The 16,311-nt window shown below is 57.4% G+C and carries 16 protein-coding genes and 5 tRNA genes; 14 read left to right on the top strand and 7 right to left on the bottom strand.

The window, feature by feature from the left end:
- The first annotated feature begins 17 nt into the window (after positions 1 to 17).
- The 11 genes from SO058_RS01385 to SO058_RS01335 all read left to right on the top strand — a co-directional run bounded on the left by SO058_RS01385 (position 18) and on the right by SO058_RS01335 (position 7,383).
- Positions 18 to 884 carry an energy-coupling factor transporter ATPase gene (locus SO058_RS01385; protein WP_320841210.1) on the top strand — a complete coding sequence of 289 codons (867 nt, stop codon included), beginning with the start codon at positions 18 to 20 and terminating at the stop codon, positions 882 to 884.
- On the top strand, positions 884 to 1,687 hold the full coding sequence (locus tag SO058_RS01380) for an energy-coupling factor transporter transmembrane component T family protein (protein WP_320841209.1): 804 nt from the start codon (positions 884 to 886) through the stop codon (positions 1,685 to 1,687). The genes SO058_RS01385 and SO058_RS01380 overlap by 1 nt, the downstream gene beginning before the upstream one ends.
- Positions 1,684 to 2,475, top strand: coding sequence for a tRNA pseudouridine(38-40) synthase TruA (gene truA / locus SO058_RS01375; protein WP_320841208.1), 792 nt, complete (start codon positions 1,684 to 1,686; stop codon positions 2,473 to 2,475). The genes SO058_RS01380 and truA overlap by 4 nt, the downstream gene beginning before the upstream one ends.
- A gap of 59 nt (positions 2,476 to 2,534) precedes the next feature.
- Positions 2,535 to 3,800 (top strand): DUF5711 family protein, encoded by a 1,266-nt coding sequence (locus SO058_RS01370; protein WP_320841207.1) that lies wholly within the window; start codon positions 2,535 to 2,537, stop codon positions 3,798 to 3,800.
- Positions 3,787 to 4,407, top strand: a complete 621-nt coding sequence (locus SO058_RS01365; protein ID WP_320841206.1) for a CvpA family protein — start codon at positions 3,787 to 3,789, stop codon at positions 4,405 to 4,407. The genes SO058_RS01370 and SO058_RS01365 overlap by 14 nt, the downstream gene beginning before the upstream one ends.
- Before the next feature lie 16 nt (positions 4,408 to 4,423).
- Positions 4,424 to 6,721 carry an ATP-dependent Clp protease ATP-binding subunit gene (locus SO058_RS01360; protein WP_320841205.1) on the top strand — a complete coding sequence of 766 codons (2,298 nt, stop codon included), beginning with the start codon at positions 4,424 to 4,426 and terminating at the stop codon, positions 6,719 to 6,721.
- A gap of 135 nt (positions 6,722 to 6,856) precedes the next feature.
- A tRNA-Gly gene (locus tag SO058_RS01355) sits at positions 6,857 to 6,930 on the top strand.
- A 36-nt stretch (positions 6,931 to 6,966) separates the two neighbouring features.
- Positions 6,967 to 7,043: transfer RNA gene (locus SO058_RS01350), tRNA-Arg, on the top strand.
- Between the two features lie 25 nt (positions 7,044 to 7,068).
- Positions 7,069 to 7,145, top strand: a tRNA-His gene (locus SO058_RS01345).
- 68 nt (positions 7,146 to 7,213) lie between these two features.
- Positions 7,214 to 7,288: transfer RNA gene (locus SO058_RS01340), tRNA-Gln, on the top strand.
- Between the two features lie 19 nt (positions 7,289 to 7,307).
- Positions 7,308 to 7,383: transfer RNA gene (locus SO058_RS01335), tRNA-Lys, on the top strand.
- Between the two features lie 201 nt (positions 7,384 to 7,584).
- On the opposite strand, the gene SO058_RS01330 is transcribed toward SO058_RS01335, so the two are convergent.
- The 7 genes from SO058_RS01330 to SO058_RS01300 all read right to left on the bottom strand — a co-directional run bounded on the left by SO058_RS01330 (position 7,585) and on the right by SO058_RS01300 (position 11,790).
- Positions 7,585 to 7,833, bottom strand: coding sequence for a hypothetical protein (locus tag SO058_RS01330; RefSeq protein WP_320841204.1), 249 nt, complete (start codon positions 7,831 to 7,833; stop codon positions 7,585 to 7,587).
- Complete coding sequence (locus SO058_RS01325) at positions 7,811 to 8,404, bottom strand: SOS response-associated peptidase (protein ID WP_320841203.1); 594 nt, start codon at positions 8,402 to 8,404, stop codon at positions 7,811 to 7,813. The genes SO058_RS01330 and SO058_RS01325 overlap by 23 nt, the downstream gene beginning before the upstream one ends.
- A gap of 11 nt (positions 8,405 to 8,415) precedes the next feature.
- Complete coding sequence (gene dinB, locus SO058_RS01320; RefSeq protein WP_320841202.1) at positions 8,416 to 9,657, bottom strand: DNA polymerase IV; 1,242 nt, start codon at positions 9,655 to 9,657, stop codon at positions 8,416 to 8,418.
- 392 nt (positions 9,658 to 10,049) lie between these two features.
- Positions 10,050 to 10,493 (bottom strand): hypothetical protein, encoded by a 444-nt coding sequence (locus SO058_RS01315; RefSeq protein ID WP_320841201.1) that lies wholly within the window; start codon positions 10,491 to 10,493, stop codon positions 10,050 to 10,052.
- A 47-nt stretch (positions 10,494 to 10,540) separates the two neighbouring features.
- The gene (locus SO058_RS01310; protein WP_320841200.1) at positions 10,541 to 11,098 is read right to left on the bottom strand and encodes a DUF2589 domain-containing protein; all 558 of its coding nucleotides are present in this window, start codon (positions 11,096 to 11,098) and stop codon (positions 10,541 to 10,543) included.
- 24 nt (positions 11,099 to 11,122) lie between these two features.
- Positions 11,123 to 11,551 carry a DUF2589 domain-containing protein gene (locus SO058_RS01305; protein ID WP_320841199.1) on the bottom strand — a complete coding sequence of 143 codons (429 nt, stop codon included), beginning with the start codon at positions 11,549 to 11,551 and terminating at the stop codon, positions 11,123 to 11,125.
- Positions 11,548 to 11,790, bottom strand: a complete 243-nt coding sequence (locus SO058_RS01300; protein ID WP_320841198.1) for a hypothetical protein — start codon at positions 11,788 to 11,790, stop codon at positions 11,548 to 11,550. The genes SO058_RS01305 and SO058_RS01300 overlap by 4 nt, the downstream gene beginning before the upstream one ends.
- A 458-nt stretch (positions 11,791 to 12,248) precedes the next feature.
- Between SO058_RS01300 and SO058_RS01295 the strand changes: the two genes are divergently transcribed.
- From SO058_RS01295 to SO058_RS01285, 3 genes are read left to right on the top strand one after another with little or no spacing between them, the layout of a single operon-like run.
- A complete protein-coding gene (locus SO058_RS01295; RefSeq protein ID WP_320841260.1) occupies positions 12,249 to 13,052 on the top strand; it encodes an MBL fold metallo-hydrolase in 804 nt (267 codons plus the stop codon).
- Positions 13,052 to 14,524: an HD domain-containing phosphohydrolase gene (locus tag SO058_RS01290; protein WP_320841259.1), complete on the top strand. Its 1,473-nt coding sequence runs from the start codon at positions 13,052 to 13,054 to the stop codon at positions 14,522 to 14,524. The genes SO058_RS01295 and SO058_RS01290 overlap by 1 nt, the downstream gene beginning before the upstream one ends.
- Positions 14,511 to 16,310, top strand: a complete 1,800-nt coding sequence (locus tag SO058_RS01285) for a CHASE2 domain-containing protein (RefSeq protein WP_320841197.1) — start codon at positions 14,511 to 14,513, stop codon at positions 16,308 to 16,310. Before SO058_RS01290 ends, SO058_RS01285 begins: the two co-directional genes overlap by 14 nt.
- The last annotated feature ends 1 nt before the right edge of the window (position 16,311 follow it).

The raw sequence follows: 16,311 nt of genomic DNA, 5'->3' as shown, positions 1-16,311 counted from the left end.
GTTTGGAGGACGGCCACTTGTCAACTATTTTGGAAACGCGGGGCCTGACCCATATTTACGGCGCAGGCACCCCCTTTGAGCGCAAAGCGCTCGACCATGTCGACCTGCAAATTGAAAAAGGCGAGATTTTAGGCATCATCGGCCACACCGGCTCGGGCAAATCGACGCTCATCCAGCATTTTAACGGACTTTTAAAGCCCGACGAGGGCGAGATCCTGCTCGATGGGCAGTCTATTTGGAACGAAAAGGGCAAATGCGCGCGGGAGACCCGCTTCCGCGTCGGACTGGTGTTCCAGTATCCCGAATACCAGCTTTTTGAAGAGACCATTGCGAAAGATATTGCGTTCGGGCCAACCAATATGGGTCTGCCCGCCGAAGAAATCGACGAGTGCGTGCGGGAATCCATGCGCGCGGTCGGGCTGGACGAGAGCCTTTCTTCGCAGTCCCCGTTCGCGCTCTCGGGCGGACAGAAGCGCCGCGTCGCCATCGCTGGCGTCATCGCCATGCGGCCGGACGTGCTCGTTTTGGACGAGCCGACCGCCGGCCTCGACCCCGGAGGACGGGACGAGATCCTCGGCCTTGTCAAACGTTACCACGACGAGTCGGGCGCGACTGTGCTGATCGTATCGCACTCGATGGAGGATATTGCAAAGCTCGCCGACCGGCTGCTCGTCATGAATCAGGCGAAGATCCTGTTCTGCGACACGCCGCGCGAAGTCTTCGCACACGTCGGCGAGATCATCGCCGCCGGGCTCGATATCCCGATGGTGACCAAGGTGATGCTCGAGCTGAAAAAGCGCGGGCTTGACGTGGATACCTCGGTGTTCACGGTCGATCAGGCGCTGGACGCCATCCGCGCCTGCCGCGAAAGGAGGGGCAGCTGATGCTCAAGGATATCACCATCGGCCAGTACTTCCCCGGCGAGACCGCGGTGCACCGGCTCGACCCGCGCGTGAAGATCGTTTTGACGGTCGCCATGATCGTCACGCTGTTTCTGGCCGCAGGCCCGGTCTCCTATGCGCTCATCATCGGCTTTCTGTGCCTCGAAATCGCCATTTCGCGCATTTCTCCCAAAATGATCGTGCGCGGACTCAAACCCGTGCTGTTTATCATCGTCTTCACCGCTGTTTTAAACCTGTTTTACACACCGGGCGACTATATCTGGCAGTGGGGCTTCCTGCATATCTCCCGGCAGGGCATTAAGATCGCGTTTTTCATGGTGCTGCGCCTGATGCTGCTCATCATCGCAACCTCTATGCTGACCTACACCACCTCGCCCATCCAGCTTACCGACGGCCTAGAGCGTCTGCTCGCGCCGCTCAAAAAGCTGCACGCGCCCGTGCACGAGCTTTCCATGATGATGTCGATCGCGCTGCGCTTTATCCCCACGCTGATCGAGGAAACCGAAAAGATCATTTCGGCGCAGAAAGCGCGCGGCGCGGATTTTGATTCGGGGAATATCATCCAGCGCGCCCGCGCCATGATCCCCATTCTGGTGCCGCTGTTCATTTCGGCGTTCCGCCGGGCGGACGAGCTTGCAACCGCCATGGAATGCCGCCTATACCGCGGGGATGTCGGCCGCACACGCATGAAGCAGCTCAAAATCGAGCGCGTCGACATCTGCGCCATCCTGCTCAGCATCGCCGTTTTCGGCGGCGCGATCGCGCTCGGGCGGTTCGGTCTATGAATATCGCGCTCATTCTGTCCTATGACGGTACGGCCTATCACGGCTGGCAGATCCAGAAAAACGGCCCGTCCATCCAGGAGACGCTCGAAACCGCCATCGGGCGGCTGCTCGGGCAAAGCGTGCGCGTGTCGGGCGTCGGACGCACCGACGCGGGCGTGCACGCGCGGTGGTATGTCGCGAATTTCAAGGCGGACTGCACCATCCCACTGGACCGTCTGCCGCTTGCTTTAAACAGCTTTCTGCCAAACGATATCGCGGTGTCCGGCGCGTGTGAAGTGCCCGATGGGTTCGACGCGCGGTTCGACTGCACCCGCAAGGAGTACGCCTATTATCTGTTCCCCTCCGCGTTGCCTGACCCGTTTCTAGCGGGCCGCGCCTACCGTTACACCTACCCGCTCGACCTTGCACGCATGCAGGCGGGCGCGCAGAAATTCGTCGGCAGGCAGGATTTTGCGGCGGTGCGCAGCCAGGGCACGCCCGTCAAATCGACGGTGCGCACGGTCTTTTGGTGCGAAGCCGAAGCCGTTGGGCCGCTCATCCGTATCCGTGTCTGCGGGGACGGGTTTCTGTACAATATGGTGCGCGCCATCGCCGGTACGCTTACTTACGTCGGCGGCGGCAAACTTGCGCCGGACGACGTTTCCGATATCCTGCGCGCAGGCGACCGCGAGGCCGCCGGCCCGACCTTACCCGCCCACGGCCTCTATATGAACCGGCTGTGGTATGAGCAAACGCCCGAACTCGCCCCATTCGCGCTTGACCGCGCGGAAACCGGGTTTTTCCTTTGAAATTTACGCTCTATTCACATTTTTCTGTCTTCTGCGCGGTACAATGAGGAGGTGAACCGATGGCCGGACATGTCAAGGATCGGCAAAGCAACGTGATCGCTTTCCCGCGCTCCAAAAAGGAGCGCCGCAAGATCCTGCGCGAAAGCGAGGACAAGCGCGTGCGCCTGTGCGTCAAGCTGCGCACCGCAGTGGGCTGGCTGCTGGCCGTCGGCGCGTTCCTGTTTCTGCTGGCCAATTACCGGCTGCTGACCCCCGCGTCCATCCGTAGCCTGACCAGCTACGCCATCGCCGGCCTGCGGCAGCATGAGGGCGATATTACAAGCATCGTCTATGAAAACGGTTCGCTCGCGGACGGCACACTGTTCGGCTCGGGCCTCGCTTATGTCGACGGCGATACACTGTATCTCGCCAAGCCCGGCGGGCTGACCACAATGAAGAAAACGCTCGCCTATGCGTCCCCGGTCGTCGAGTCAGGCGGCGAATACGTGCTGGCATATGACCGCGGCGGACACGGCGCGACGCTTTCCAACTCTGTCGCGCCTGTCGCCGAGCTGACGCTTACCTCCCCCATCATCACCGGCAGCATCACGGAGGACGGCTACTGCACCCTAGTCACGGACGAGCAGGGGTACCGCACCGCTGTTTATGTCTATAATAACCGCGGCGCCGAGGTGTTTAAATGGCAAACCTCGGAATACTATATCCTATCCGCCGCGCTCTCTCCGGACGGCAAGACCCTTGCTGCGCTCGCGTTCCAGCAAAACAGCGTGTCGCTTGACTCCAAGGTGCTGTTCTTTTCCGTCGGCAAGGGCGAAAAGGAGGCCGAGGCCACACTTTTCGGCACGCTCGGCCTGGAGGTCGCCTATCTGTCCAACGGCGCGGCTGCCGCGCTGTGCGACGATGGGCTGTATACCGTCAGCCGCAAAGGGCAGGCCGAGAAGGTGATCTCCTATTCTTCAAACGATCTGCTCGCGTTCTCCCTCTCGAACGATGCGCTCGCACTCGCAACGCGCTCGTATTCCGGCTCTTCGCGCAGCGATATCTATTTGATGCGTGCAAGCGGCAAGGTCGAGGGTCCGTATCCGGTCGCAGAGGAACCCAGCGCGCTCGCCGTGTCCCGCGCGGGTGTCGCGGCGCTTTCCGCGTCCGGCGTTTCCGTGTATGACACGTCCTTTCAGCCCCAATGGCGCAATCCAGAGGCAGTCGGCGCGCGGCGCGTGCTGCTGACCGATGACGGCTCGGTCTTCGCGCTTTACGCCAAGCAGTCGCGCATCTTCACCGCACACTCTACACGTTCCGAGGAAATCCCGAATGACACTGAATGAACCCATAACCGATCTGCTTCCCAAGCTTTTAAACCTGCCTGACCTGATGATCCTGGCCGTTCTTCTGGTCAACCTGATTCTGGGCTTCCGCCGCGGCGCGCTGCATTCGCTCACCGGTATGGTCGGCAAGATCGCGGCGCTCGCCGCCGCTTCCTTTACCGCTAAGGCGCTTGCGCCCGGGCTTGCACGGCTGGTAGTCACGCCGATCGTCGGAGAGGTGTTTTCCAAGCAGGCAGAGCTCGGCGCGGCCTCCGGGCTGCTGGACGGTTTAAAGCAGACCGTCACCGAAGCCGCGGCCAGCATGGCGGAAAGCATCGCGTTTCTCGCGCTTTTGCTGCTGTTTGCCGTTTTGTTCGGCTGGCTGGCCGCCATCCTCGGCAAAAGCCTGCACTTCCTCGCCCACCTGACCCCGCTCGGCGTGCTGGACTCGCTTGGCGGCGCGGCCATCGGCGCGGTGTGCGGCCTGCTGCTTATCTGCCTTATCCTCATCGGTATTGAGTGGTTTTCCCCCATCACCTATTCCGCGCTCGGATGCCTTTCTCCCGAACGCGTCGAAAGCACGGTCCTTCTGAAAGCGCTCATCGACCTGCTTCCCGTAGCTATCTGACAAGGAGTATCTATTTATGAATATGCCAATGTGCGCGCGCTGCAAGAAAAACGTCGCGGTCGTCTTCATCACCAAGATTGAAGGCCCGGACAAAACCTCGCAGGAAGGCCTATGCCTCAAATGCGCGCGCGAGCTGGGCGTTAAGCCGCTCGATAACATTATGGAGCAAATGGGCATCACGGAGGACGATATTGAGGCTCTAGCGGGTGAGATCAACTCACTCGAGGATTTGAACGGCCTTGTTCCCGCCGGGCCCGACGATTCGGACGACGACGCGCCCCACGAGGCCGAGGAACCCAGCGTCCCCATGCCCTCCATCTTTTCGCCGCAAGCGCCGCAGCGTCCGCAGGGCAGCGCGCGCACACGCTCGCAGACGCCGCCGCAAAACGATAAAAAGCGGAAATATTTGAACAGCTATTGCGACGACCTGACGCGCAAGGCGCGCGAGGGCCGCATCGACCATATCGTCGGCCGCGACCGTGAGACCGACCGCGTCATCCAGATTTTAAACCGCCGCCAGAAAAACAACCCCTGCCTGATCGGCGAGCCCGGCGTCGGCAAGACAGCCGTGGCCGAAGGGCTTGCGGTGCGCATCTCCGAGGGGCGCATCCCCTTTAAAATGCGGAACAAGGAGATCCACCTGCTCGATTTGACCGCGCTCGTCGCGGGCACACAGTTCCGCGGCCAGTTTGAAAGCCGCATGAAAGGGCTGATTAACGAGGTCAAGGCGCTGGGCAATATCATCCTCGTCATCGACGAGGTGCATAACATCGTCGGCGCGGGCGACTCCGAGGGCTCGATGAACGCGGCGAACATTCTGAAGCCCGCGCTCAGCCGCGGCGAGATTCAGGTGATCGGCGCGACCACGTTCGCGGAGTACCGCAAGTATATCGAAAAGGACGCGGCGCTCGAACGCCGGTTCCAGCCTGTGCACATCGGCGAGCCGTCCGTCAAGGAGACCGCCGAAATTTTGAAGGGCATCCGCTCGTATTATGAGACGTTCCACGGCGTCACCGTGTCCGACGAGGTCTGCGACCTTGCCGCGCGCATGTCCGAACGTTATATCACCGACCGTTTTCTGCCTGATAAGGCCATCGACCTCATCGATGAGGCCTGCTCGCGCCTGAACCTCGATTCGCCGCAGCTTTCCGAGATCCCGGCGCTGCAAACCGAGCTCGAGGGCTTGCAGACCCAGCTTGATCTGCTTTCGCAGACCGCGCAGAACGACGAAAACGAGCAGACCTACGCGCGCATTGCGTCCTGCCGCTCGCGGCTCCTTCAGGTGGAGGGGCGCCTGCACGAGCTGCTGTGCAAGCCCGCCCCGGCACTCGATGAGCAGAACCTCGCCTCCGTCATTGAGCTTTGGACCGGTATCCCCGCCTCCAAGGTGTGCGCCCAGGAAGGTGCGCGGCTTGCCGGCATGGAGGACCGCCTGAAAGCCCGCATCATCGGGCAGGACGAGGCCATTTCGGCGGTCGCCTCCTCTATCCGCCGCTCGCGCGCGGGCATCAGCCCCAAAAAGAAGCCGGCGTCGTTCCTCTTCGTCGGCCCGACCGGCGTGGGCAAGACCGAGCTGGTCAAACAGCTCGCGCTCGATTTGTTCGATTCGCCCGACGCACTCGTGCGGCTCGACATGAGCGAGTATATGGAAAAGCATACGGTCTCCCGCTTGATCGGCTCGCCCCCGGGCTATGTCGGTTATGACGAGGCCGGGCAGCTGACGGAAAAGATCCGCCGCCGCCCATACTCCGTCATCCTGTTTGACGAAATCGAAAAAGCGCATCCCGATGTGCTCAACGCGCTGCTGCAAATTCTGGACGACGGCCGCCTGACCGACGCGCAGGGCCGCGTGGTCAGCTTTGAAAACGCGGTTATCGTCATGACCTCGAACGCAGGCTCATCGAGCAGCTCGGCTCCTATGGGCTTTGGCAAAACAGTGTCTGAGCAGAGCCGCGAGCGCGCCATGAAAGCGCTTGAACAAATCATGCGCCCCGAATTTCTCAACCGCATTGATGAGATCATCGCTTTCAACCAGCTTTCCGAAGCCGATTTCCGCCGCATCGCGCAGATCATGCTGGAGGAACTTGCGAAAAACCTTTCGCTCAAGCATATTCGCCTGACATGGGACGACAGCCTGATCGGCTGCCTGACAGAAAAATCCTTTTCCATCAAATTCGGCGCGCGAAATCTGCGCCGCCTGATCGAAAAGGAGATCGAAAACCCGCTCGCCACCGCGATCGTCACCGCAGAGAGCGCGCTTTCCGGCGCGCATCTCTCGGCGGCGAATGGCAAGATCGTCGTACAGACAATTTGACGGATATAATTAGCGCCGCCTCGCCTCTTTTTGCGGCGGGGCGGTGCTGATACTCCAAAAATCTGTAAAAAGTCTCCCGATACTAGTTGACAAGCCTTGCAATGCTTGGTATAATATTTAAGCGTCAGAAAACCCGCGGGTGTAGTTCAATGGTAGAATGTCAGCCTTCCAAGCTGAACACGTGGGTTCGATTCCCATCACCCGCTCCAATCTTTTATTTTGGTTGCGAGCTCAGGAATGGATATGCGCCAGTAGCTCAGCAGGATAGAGCAACTGCCTTCTAAGCAGTAGGCCGGGGGTTCGAATCCCTCCTGGCGTGCCAATTCCCGCTGATCAGACCGAATATGGTGGGTATAGCTCAGTTGGTTAGAGCACCGGATTGTGGTTCCGGGGGTCGAGGGTTCGAGTCCCTTTACCCACCCCATATGACAACCCTATGACGCGCTGCCAAGTGCAGCGCGTTGTCTCTAGGGGACAGCTTCCCGCGAATACAGGGGCGTCGCCAAGCGGTAAGGCATCGGCCTTTGACGCCGACATTCGCTGGTTCGAATCCAGCCGTCCCTGCCATTTTTCCATTAACTCAAATGACCCAGTAGCTCAGTCGGCAGAGCACCTGCCTTTTAAGCAGGGTGTCCGGGGTTCGAATCCCCGCTGGGTCACCAACATTTATCCCGTTTAACAGTTTTGTTAAACGGGATTTTGTTATTTTATTATAACTTTTATCTTGAAATCATATTTTAGTATGTGAAAGTGGAAAACGTTGAATTATGCCTTTTTAGGCTTTTCTACACGTCACCTAACACGTCACCTGTGAAATTGCCTTTGTTTGCATAATCGATCCCAAAAAACCAGCAGCCTACGAATCAAGCTCCCTGCTGTTTCGCCTCCACAAACCACCGGTCATCCTCGAGGAACAAAAAGCTCTGCGTCCTGCCGATACGCACTGTGTATCTCATGCCCGCTCCGCCCGCTTTGAGCGACGCTGCCGGACGCACGTCGAGGATACGGTCGATAGGAAATTTGCGCCCATCCTCCCATTTAACCACCTTGGGTATAATCCACCCATCCGCCGTCCATGCCGCCAGCACGTCAACATAAACTTTGCTGCACATTTCCCTCCTCCTCTCGTTCGAGCGCAGGGGCTTCTTGCGCAAGCAATGCCGACACCTGTTCGTTGTCTCGAATCCAGGCTTCCACCTGTTCCGGCTCCAGCAAAACCGGCATTCGGTCATGGATATCCGCTATTGACGGGTTTGCCGCCTCGGTCAGGATCACAAACCGCCGCTCTCCGCTAAACTCATTCCAAAGTCCCGCGAGGTAAAGCACGCTGCTACCCGGTACCTTAAAGCGATATTTGTTTTTGGCCTTGTCATGCGACCACTCAAAGAATCCGCTGGTCGGCACAACGCACCGCCGCGTCATCAAGCTTTGCCGGAACATACGTTTCTCGCCTGCCGTTTCCGACCGCGCGTTGATGACGACCCCGCCGCCGTTAAAGCGTGGGAAACCCCACTTGACAGGTTCTGGCACAACACCGCTTTCCTCCTCCAGCAAAACGGGAACAACATGCGTCGGGAATATCTCGCCCGTTTCCATGTGCACGTTGGGAAACCTCTCTCGCGCGGTCTCCCAATATTGCCGCAGCGTCGGCTCATCCAGCGAAAATTGATATCGTCCGCACATAACCTTTCCTCCTAGAAAAATCCGACCGGGTGAATGATGTGATCGCTTTTTGCATCAATCGCCGCGAACTTTTTATCCGTAAGCAGCACCGCCCGCTGAATACAACGATTGCCGAACCTGCTGCGCAGCCAATCCAACGTCCGGTCAAGCTGCTCTTGTTTTTCCCGTCGTTCGGCATCTGTATACAAATCAAGCTGTATCGGCTGGCTACCCGCACATAAATCCGTCACACGCACGGTCAGCGACCGGATCGGCCTATGCCACCGGTAATCCGCCCGCAGGATCGCAAGCGCAGCGGTCAGGATATCCTCTGTCAGATCGGTCGCATTTTGCAGCTTAGCCTGCCTCTCGTAGCTGTATAAGCCATTGTCGCGGATGCCAACGACCACCGTGCGTGCACAAAGCCCCTGCTCGCGCAACCGCATAGCAACTGATTCAGTCAGTGCGCACAGCAGCAGCTTCGCATCCTCGTCGCAAACCAAATCGCGCGGCGCGGTGCAGCCGTTGCCGATGCTCTTGACTGCCGGCGCGTCGCCATCCATTGCTACGGGCGTTTGATCAAGGCCATTGGCAAAGCCCCACAAAATATCGCCCATTTTGCCCAGCCGCGCACGAAGCATCTGGGGTTCAATTTGCGCCAGCTCTCCGATGGTATGCACGCACATTGAGCGCAGCTTTCGGCGTGTCGCTGGTCCGACGTATAACAAATCACCAACCGGCAGCGGCCAAATCAGTTCCTTATAGTTTTCGCGTGAGAACACCGTTATCGCATCGGGCTTTTTGTAGTCGCTTCCGAGCTTTGCAAAGATTTTATTCCATGATACACCAATGGATACGGTAAGTCCAAGCTCTTCTTTGATACGGCGGCTGATTTCATTTGCAATTGCTTCCCCGCTGCCGTACAGATGCGTACAGCCGGTCACGTCTATCCACGCCTCGTCAATGCCGAAAGGCTCGATACGGTCGGAATAGTCGCGGTAGATATTCCGCGCCATTTCCGAAAACCGCAGGTAAAGCGGAAAGTTTGGCGGCACAGTGACCAGCTCTGGACACTTCTCCCGCGCCTGCCAGATCGCTTCCCCCGTCTTCACGCCGAACCGCTTGGCGATCTGGTTACGGGTCAGGATGATGCCATGCCGCGCCTCTGCGTCCCCTGCGACGGCAACAGGTTTATCGCGCAGCTCCGGCCGGTGCAGACATTCGACAGACGCATAAAATGCGTTCATATCTGCATGTAAAATCACTCGTTCCATTGTACCGCCTCCTTGCTTTCACAATAGAACATTTGTTCGTTCTTATCAAGTGGTAATGTTTGGCACCGGCTCTGCGGAAAGCAAACGCCGCCCCTTTCAGGACGGTCGGTGCGCCGAGATAGAATCCCACAGCGGCGGCAAATCGTAAACGTCGAGGTGTGCACACGACGCGTTGATGGGCTGGACTTCCCCGCCATCGTCATCTGGCCTGACGGACGCGAATACCGGATAGTCCACATGTATGGCAGTAGGTATGATGAGGGCATGCACGCCCTCCGCTATGGCGTGCGGGTAGGCAAACGCAATACGTTTGTTTGGCGGCGGGATGACGGAAGTTGGTTTGTGGTAAAAAGATAAAAGCCGCCCCGAAAGGGACGGCTTATGTTATTTTACTAATTTCTCCATCTCCTGCGATTTATCTCCCGATCAAGAGCCGTCCGGTTAGCCGCCGGAATGCTCGCACGGTCGATCCATCCCAAATATGCTGGTCGTTCCGCGCCAACCGCGGAAAGCTTAAAAGCAATAGATGCGATTTCTTTTCTCGCTTCGCGCGTCTGCTGATCTATAACCGTATTAAAATGTCCGTGCAGTTCAACCGTTGTTCCTACCGCCAACGTAGCGGCGGTAATCAAAAGCGCTGTACTTAAAATGCTGTTCGCCGCACCTGCCGGTACATTTGTAAATGATCCCACATTAAATTCAATATCCCCAGCTTGCCCAATATGCACATTGGTAACGCGCAGCAGCCCAATATTCGCCAATAATGCAGCCCGTACATTGGGATCTGCCGCCGTCCAATGCGCTCTGCGATAGTTTACCACACTTAGAACAGGCATTTGCGCACCTTCTTCCGTCTTGCCTCATGTAGCCAGTTCACATATGGTTATTTGCCTGCTTCTATCGGCTCGATCACAGACGCAAATATCGATGTAAGCTTTGCCATTCCCTCTGACGGCTGCTGCTGCGTAGCACGTGCAAAAATTTTATATTTTGCCGTGCTGTCCGTCTGGCGGGAATTTTCCTGATGCGCGGCAACCTTGCCTTGGATACTTGCATGGCATCCCCAAAAACTCGTGCCAAATTGCGTTTCCACCGATTCATCGCCTGTGGATTTAGTCATGGTTTGCTCTTTCAGCTCCATTTCAAAATCCACGGTAGCCTCATCCATAACAAAGGCCGGCACTGGAACCAGCGAAAGCAACGGTGCCTGCACTTCTATCGCCTGCAGCTTGGATTCACCCTCTTGGCTGACGATTTGGCGATTCAGTGTAAACTTGAGCACATTTGTCTCTCCATCCGCTTTACCATCTTTATAGGCCAAGCGGAATAAGTAGCTTAAGTAAACACTGCACAACTCAGCTTGCCCTTTAGCTACCTCAATTAGAGGCTGTGCAATCAGTTGTCCCAGCGGTAAGCCCGCGAATTGATCTGCCAATGCCATGTTGATCTCCTTTCTCTCCCGTGGTTACATAAACTGATTGGCTGCATCCAGCATACGTGAAACGCCCTCCGAAGCCTCCTGCTGCTTAAATTCGAGTGCGATTTGGTGACTCTGCTGCTCATTATTGTCAACCGAGGCCACCTCAACCTGAACACCCTCACTATCTGCTTTCGCGGTAACATTTAAAACAACGCGCACCGTATCCAGCGATAGTGAGCGGTGCCCGGTAAGCGAAACCAGCGGCACTTTCAGCTGCGGATTGCCTTGATTAATGCAAAACGGCAGTATTTTGGGCGAAACTGGTGCCGGAACTGATACATTATCCATACCATCTGCTTGCAGCTCATTCTCAAAGAAATGTAAAAAATTATTAATTTCCGCTTCCTGCATTGCATTCTGCGCGCTTTGCACAGAAAGTGAAATGCTCTTTAACAGTTCCTCTAACGCGATCATTTTACTTCCTCCCGACTCGCCAGGACACAAATGCGTTCTTCTGTAATACCATATTTCTGAGCCAATAATTTCACATCCGAGCCCACCTCAATCGCTTGATGACCGGGATGTCCCTTATTAGGTGAAAACACGGCATATCTGCCTAGGTCTACCTCCTTTCCGTTCACCACCGTATGAAGCGACTCTCCGATATCTGTGATGAACAATTTTCCTGCAAACAGGTCTTCCCACTTTTCCATTTTTCCACCTCCGCAGTCTCATTTCGTAATATCCCGTTTTCAATTGCTGTTTTACTATATGTGACCAATCGAAAAATAATCTCATTTTATTCTCGCAGAAAGCAAAGCCCCTCCCCAGCCGCAAGGCCAAGGAGGGGCATCGTTTTGCCTATTTGTTTTATCCTTTTTGAACAAATTGGAAGCCGGCTCAGGAATAGCAATGCTGGGAATCGGCCTGACAAGTCTTGCGCTTTATGCATTGCAAGACAAAGATTAGTTTTGTTTGAATCATCAAAAGAGCCTATGGCCGTCAGGCATATAGGTTCTTTTTTCATAGAAAAACATTGGAAAATCTCCCCTTTCCCCTATACAAAACCTTATAAATGTATTAGAATATAATTGTATCAGTATATTCCAATTTTTAATCGATATTGATTTGTGGATTGCCTTTTCTTAGGGTGGGGGGCTTTTATTTGCAGGTGACATTTTACGGTGTGCGTGGCTCCATCCCGGTGCCCGGTGCGGATACGCAGGTGTTTGGCGGAAATACGCCCTGTTTGTGCGTGCAGGCGGAGGAAGCGCTGTTCCTGTTCGACTGCGGCACCGGATGCATACCGCTCGGCCGGGAACTTCTTGCAAAGCGTTCCCACCACGAGATACATATTTTAATCAGTCATACACACCTGGATCATATCCAAGGGCTGCCTTTATTCGAGCCGCTGTATAAGAAAGACTATTCCATCCATCTGTACGGCGAGGATCGGTGCGGTCTGACCCTGCGCCAGCAGCTCGACCGCATGATGAGTCCACCGCTCTGGCCGGTAGGCACTGAAGCGTTTCTGGCGAACGTGCATTATCACACCCTACGTGCCGGCCAGCCGTTTTCTATCGGCGGATGCGCGTTTGAGACCATGCGCTCGCATCATCCTGATGAGTGCACGCTCTACCGCATGACATGTGGCGGTAAATCGCTCGTATACGCGCTCGATTTTGAGTATGATACGCAAAGTTCAGCCGCGCTCACCGCGTTTGCAAAAGATTGCGACCTGCTTGTATACGATGCGTTTTACGACGACCGCGCATATCCCGCCCGACAGGGCTTCGGGCACTCGACCTGGCAACACGGCTTGCAGCTCTCCCAGGCCTGCCGCGCCAAACGCACAGCGTTTGCACACCTGCATCCGTCCCGCACCGACGCGGAGCTGTCGGCGGTGCAGGCCGAGATCGCCCGTCAAGACACCCGCTGCTTTTTGGCGCAGGAAAGGAGGGAACTCATCCTGTGATGACACATGTGAATGTGAAAAATCTCCTGGACATCGCCGCCGCATTAAGCAAGGAGAAGGATTATAATAAGCTGCTTTCCAAAATCGTCAGTGAGGCCATGTCGATCACGGGATGCGACGGCGGCACGCTCTATTTGAAACAAAACGGCAAGCTGGTCTTCACAATCATGAAGACCAATTCGCTTGGTTACGACCGCGGCGCGGACGGCCAGCAGATCAGCCTGCCCCCTGTGCCGTTCGATCGTAAAAATGTGTGTGCGCGCGCGGCGATCGACCGCCGTGTGATAAACGTTCCCGACGTGTGGAATACCGAGCAATTCGATTTTTCCGGGCCGCGCACCTATGACGCGATTACCGGATACCACACGCAGTCGATGCTGGTCGCGCCGATGGAAAGCTACACAGGTGAAATCATCGGCGTTTTGCAGCTCATCAACGCGCAGGATGAAAACGGTAAAATCGTGCCGTTCCACGAGGTATTTGAAGGCGCAATCGTCTCGCTCGCATCGCTGGCCGCCGTGTCGATCAGCAATATGAGCTATTTGCAGGAGACCGCCGAACTGTTCCACTCGTTTGTCTATTCCATTATCGAGGCGCTCGACCAGCGCACCCCCTATAACGCCAACCATACCAAAAACATGGTGCGCTATGCCGAACAGTTTATCAGCTACCTCGACCATGCATGCGAACAGGGCCGCGCCTCGTGGCGCTTCTCGGAAAATGACCGCGAGCAGTTTATCATTGCTGTCTGGCTGCACGACGTTGGCAAAATCGTCATCCCGGCCGAAATCATGAACAAGGATTCCCGCTTGGGGCATGAGGAGACCGCAGTTTGGCACCGGCTGCACACCATCAGCCTGCTCGCAAAGATTGATTTTCTGGAGCACCGGCTGAACGCTGAGCAATACGCCGCGCGGCTGGCCGACATTCAGGACGCGCAGACGTTTTTGGAGCGTGTCAACCGTGCGGTTTCGCTGGATGATGCGGATATCGCCGGCATCGCCGGGATCGCTGCGCGCACCTACCGCGATGAAGCCGGCGCAGAGCGCCCGTGGCTGACCGCGCGCGAACAGGAGTTGCTTTCCATCCGGCGCGGCACACTTTCGGGCGGTGAACGGCAGATTATGAACAGCCACGTTGAACTGACCAGCAAGCTGCTGGGCAAGATCAAGTTTACAGAAGCCTACCGCAGCGTGCCCGGCTGGGCCGCCAAGCACCACGAGCTGATGGACGGCTCGGGGTATCCGAACCGCCTCAAGGGCGACGAGGTGCCCCGCGAGGTGCGGCTGCTGACCATTCTGGACGTTTTCGACGCGCTGACCGCCAGCGACCGGCCCTATCGGCCGGCGTTCCCGGTCGAACAGGCATTTTCCGTGCTCGACGATATGGTGCGCGAGGGCAAGCTGGACGGCGAGATCGTCCAGCTGTTCCGGGAAAGCCGCGCGTGGGAGGGCAGAGATGCGGCGGATTGACAAAGCCCGCGCAGCCTATGCGTTGCTTGCCCTTGTACTTGCCGCTCTTTTTCTGGGCGGCGGGTTTGACCGGGCCGACTGGGCGGTTCAGGACCGCCTTTATCAGCGGCTTTCGCTCATCAGCCCGGATATTTACGTCATCGGTATTGACGAGGACACGCTGGGCGCGCTCGGTCCGTTCCAGTCCTGGGGACGCGACGTGACCGCCGGACTCATCGACAAGCTGTGCGAGGACCCGGACAGCAAGCCCGCGGTTATCGGCGTCGATATCGGGTTTTACGGCAGCCGCACGCCTGAAGAGGACGACGCGCTCGTCCGGTCGGTGCAAAACGCGGGCAATGTCGTGCTCGTGTCCTACGCGTCGTTCGGCACGGTGATCGAACAAAACGCCGCCGGGTTTTCGCTCGGCACCAGCGTACAGACGCTCGAAGAGCCTTTCCCGGCGCTTAAGGACGCCGCCCTTTCGTCCGGGCACACCAACGTGCAGCCCGATGCGGACGGTGTTATCCGCCGCAGCCTGCAGGCGGTCACATATGAGGGACGGACGGAAAACAGCTTTGCTTACGAGGTCTTTCGCGCCTACACCGGAGCGGAGGCCGCTCCCCCGCTCGACCAGGACGGACAGTGGTACATCCCCTACGCCGGCAAGCCTATGGACTACTTCGGCGCAGAGGGCGAAGGCAGCTCGTTTATCCGCGTGTTAAACGGCGAATACCCCGCTGAGATGTTTGCGGACAGCATCGTGCTCATCGGCCCCTACTCGGCGGGCATGCTCGACAGCTACTATACCCCGGTCAGCCGCGATACGCAGATGTATGGCGTCGAGATCCATGCCAACGTCGTGCAGGCACTGCTGGAGGGTAATTTCAAGCAGCACGCGCCGCTTGCCGCCGGACTTGCCGCGCTGCTCCTGCTGATGCTGCTGACCTTTGTGCTCTGCGGCAGGCTGGATATCCGATTCGGTGCGCTCGCGGCCGTGCTGCTCAGCGCTGCCTATCCCGCCCTATGCGTATTCCTATACGATCGTGGCTGGATTCTGCCGGTCTTGTATCCCCTGCTCGGCATCTGGCTGACCTTTTTCTTCCGCAGCTTTTATAATTACTGGCTCGAGCGGCAGGAACGCCGCCGGTTGGTCGGGGTTTACAGCCGCTATCTGTCGCCGCAAATCGCGGAGGACATCGCCCGCAAGGGTGAGGGCGCGCTCGCTATCGGCGGGCAGAAGCGCGACCTCGCGGTGCTTTTCGTCGATATCCGGGGCTTCACGACGCTGAGCGAGCAGCTCGAACCCGAGCGGGTCGTCGAGTTTTTAAACCGTTATCTGGCGCTGACGACACGCTGTATCTTTGAAAACGACGGCACGGTCGATAAATTCATCGGCGACGCGACCATGGCACTCTGGGGCGCCCCGGCCGCCGTTGACGATTATGTGTTCAAGGCGGTCAAAACCGGGCTTCAAATCGCCGCAGGCGCGGGCGAACTGGCCTCCGCCCTGCCCGGAGGCGGTACGGTCGGCGTGGGCGTCGGAATCCACTGCGGAGACGCGGTCGTCGGCAATATCGGCACCGATTTCCGTATGGAATACACCGCCATCGGCGACACGGTCAACACCGCCGCGCGGCTGGAGAGCCGGGCAAAGGGCGGCGAGGTGCTTATCAGCGAGGCGGTCTATCGGCGGCTTTCCGGCCGCATTGAGGCTGCCTGCCTTGGGGAATGCATTCTGAAAGGCAAGGCCGAACCGGTGACTGTTTACCGGGTGGAGCAAATCAGAGAAGAGACAGAGGAATAAA

The organism is Agathobaculum sp., assembly GCF_034098985.1.
Taxonomy (GTDB): domain Bacteria; phylum Bacillota; class Clostridia; order Oscillospirales; family Butyricicoccaceae; genus Agathobaculum.
The sequence above is the reverse complement of the archived record's forward strand: the minus strand, read 5'-3'. Positions and strand labels throughout refer to the sequence as shown.

Coding starts and splice junctions, on each gene's coding strand:
- SO058_RS01380 (WP_320841209.1), top strand. CDS start 884: ATGCTCAAGGATATCACCATCGGCCAGTACTTCCCCGGCGAGACCGCG.
- truA (WP_320841208.1), top strand. CDS start 1,684: ATGAATATCGCGCTCATTCTGTCCTATGACGGTACGGCCTATCACGGC.
- SO058_RS01370 (WP_320841207.1), top strand. CDS start 2,535: ATGGCCGGACATGTCAAGGATCGGCAAAGCAACGTGATCGCTTTCCCG.
- SO058_RS01365 (WP_320841206.1), top strand. CDS start 3,787: ATGACACTGAATGAACCCATAACCGATCTGCTTCCCAAGCTTTTAAAC.
- SO058_RS01360 (WP_320841205.1), top strand. CDS start 4,424: ATGAATATGCCAATGTGCGCGCGCTGCAAGAAAAACGTCGCGGTCGTC.
- SO058_RS01330 (WP_320841204.1), bottom strand. CDS start 7,833: ATGTGCAGCAAAGTTTATGTTGACGTGCTGGCGGCATGGACGGCGGAT.
- SO058_RS01325 (WP_320841203.1), bottom strand. CDS start 8,404: ATGTGCGGACGATATCAATTTTCGCTGGATGAGCCGACGCTGCGGCAA.
- dinB (WP_320841202.1), bottom strand. CDS start 9,657: ATGGAACGAGTGATTTTACATGCAGATATGAACGCATTTTATGCGTCT.
- SO058_RS01315 (WP_320841201.1), bottom strand. CDS start 10,493: ATGCCTGTTCTAAGTGTGGTAAACTATCGCAGAGCGCATTGGACGGCG.
- SO058_RS01310 (WP_320841200.1), bottom strand. CDS start 11,098: ATGGCATTGGCAGATCAATTCGCGGGCTTACCGCTGGGACAACTGATT.
- SO058_RS01305 (WP_320841199.1), bottom strand. CDS start 11,551: ATGATCGCGTTAGAGGAACTGTTAAAGAGCATTTCACTTTCTGTGCAA.
- SO058_RS01300 (WP_320841198.1), bottom strand. CDS start 11,790: ATGGAAAAGTGGGAAGACCTGTTTGCAGGAAAATTGTTCATCACAGAT.
- SO058_RS01290 (WP_320841259.1), top strand. CDS start 13,052: ATGACACATGTGAATGTGAAAAATCTCCTGGACATCGCCGCCGCATTA.
- SO058_RS01285 (WP_320841197.1), top strand. CDS start 14,511: ATGCGGCGGATTGACAAAGCCCGCGCAGCCTATGCGTTGCTTGCCCTT.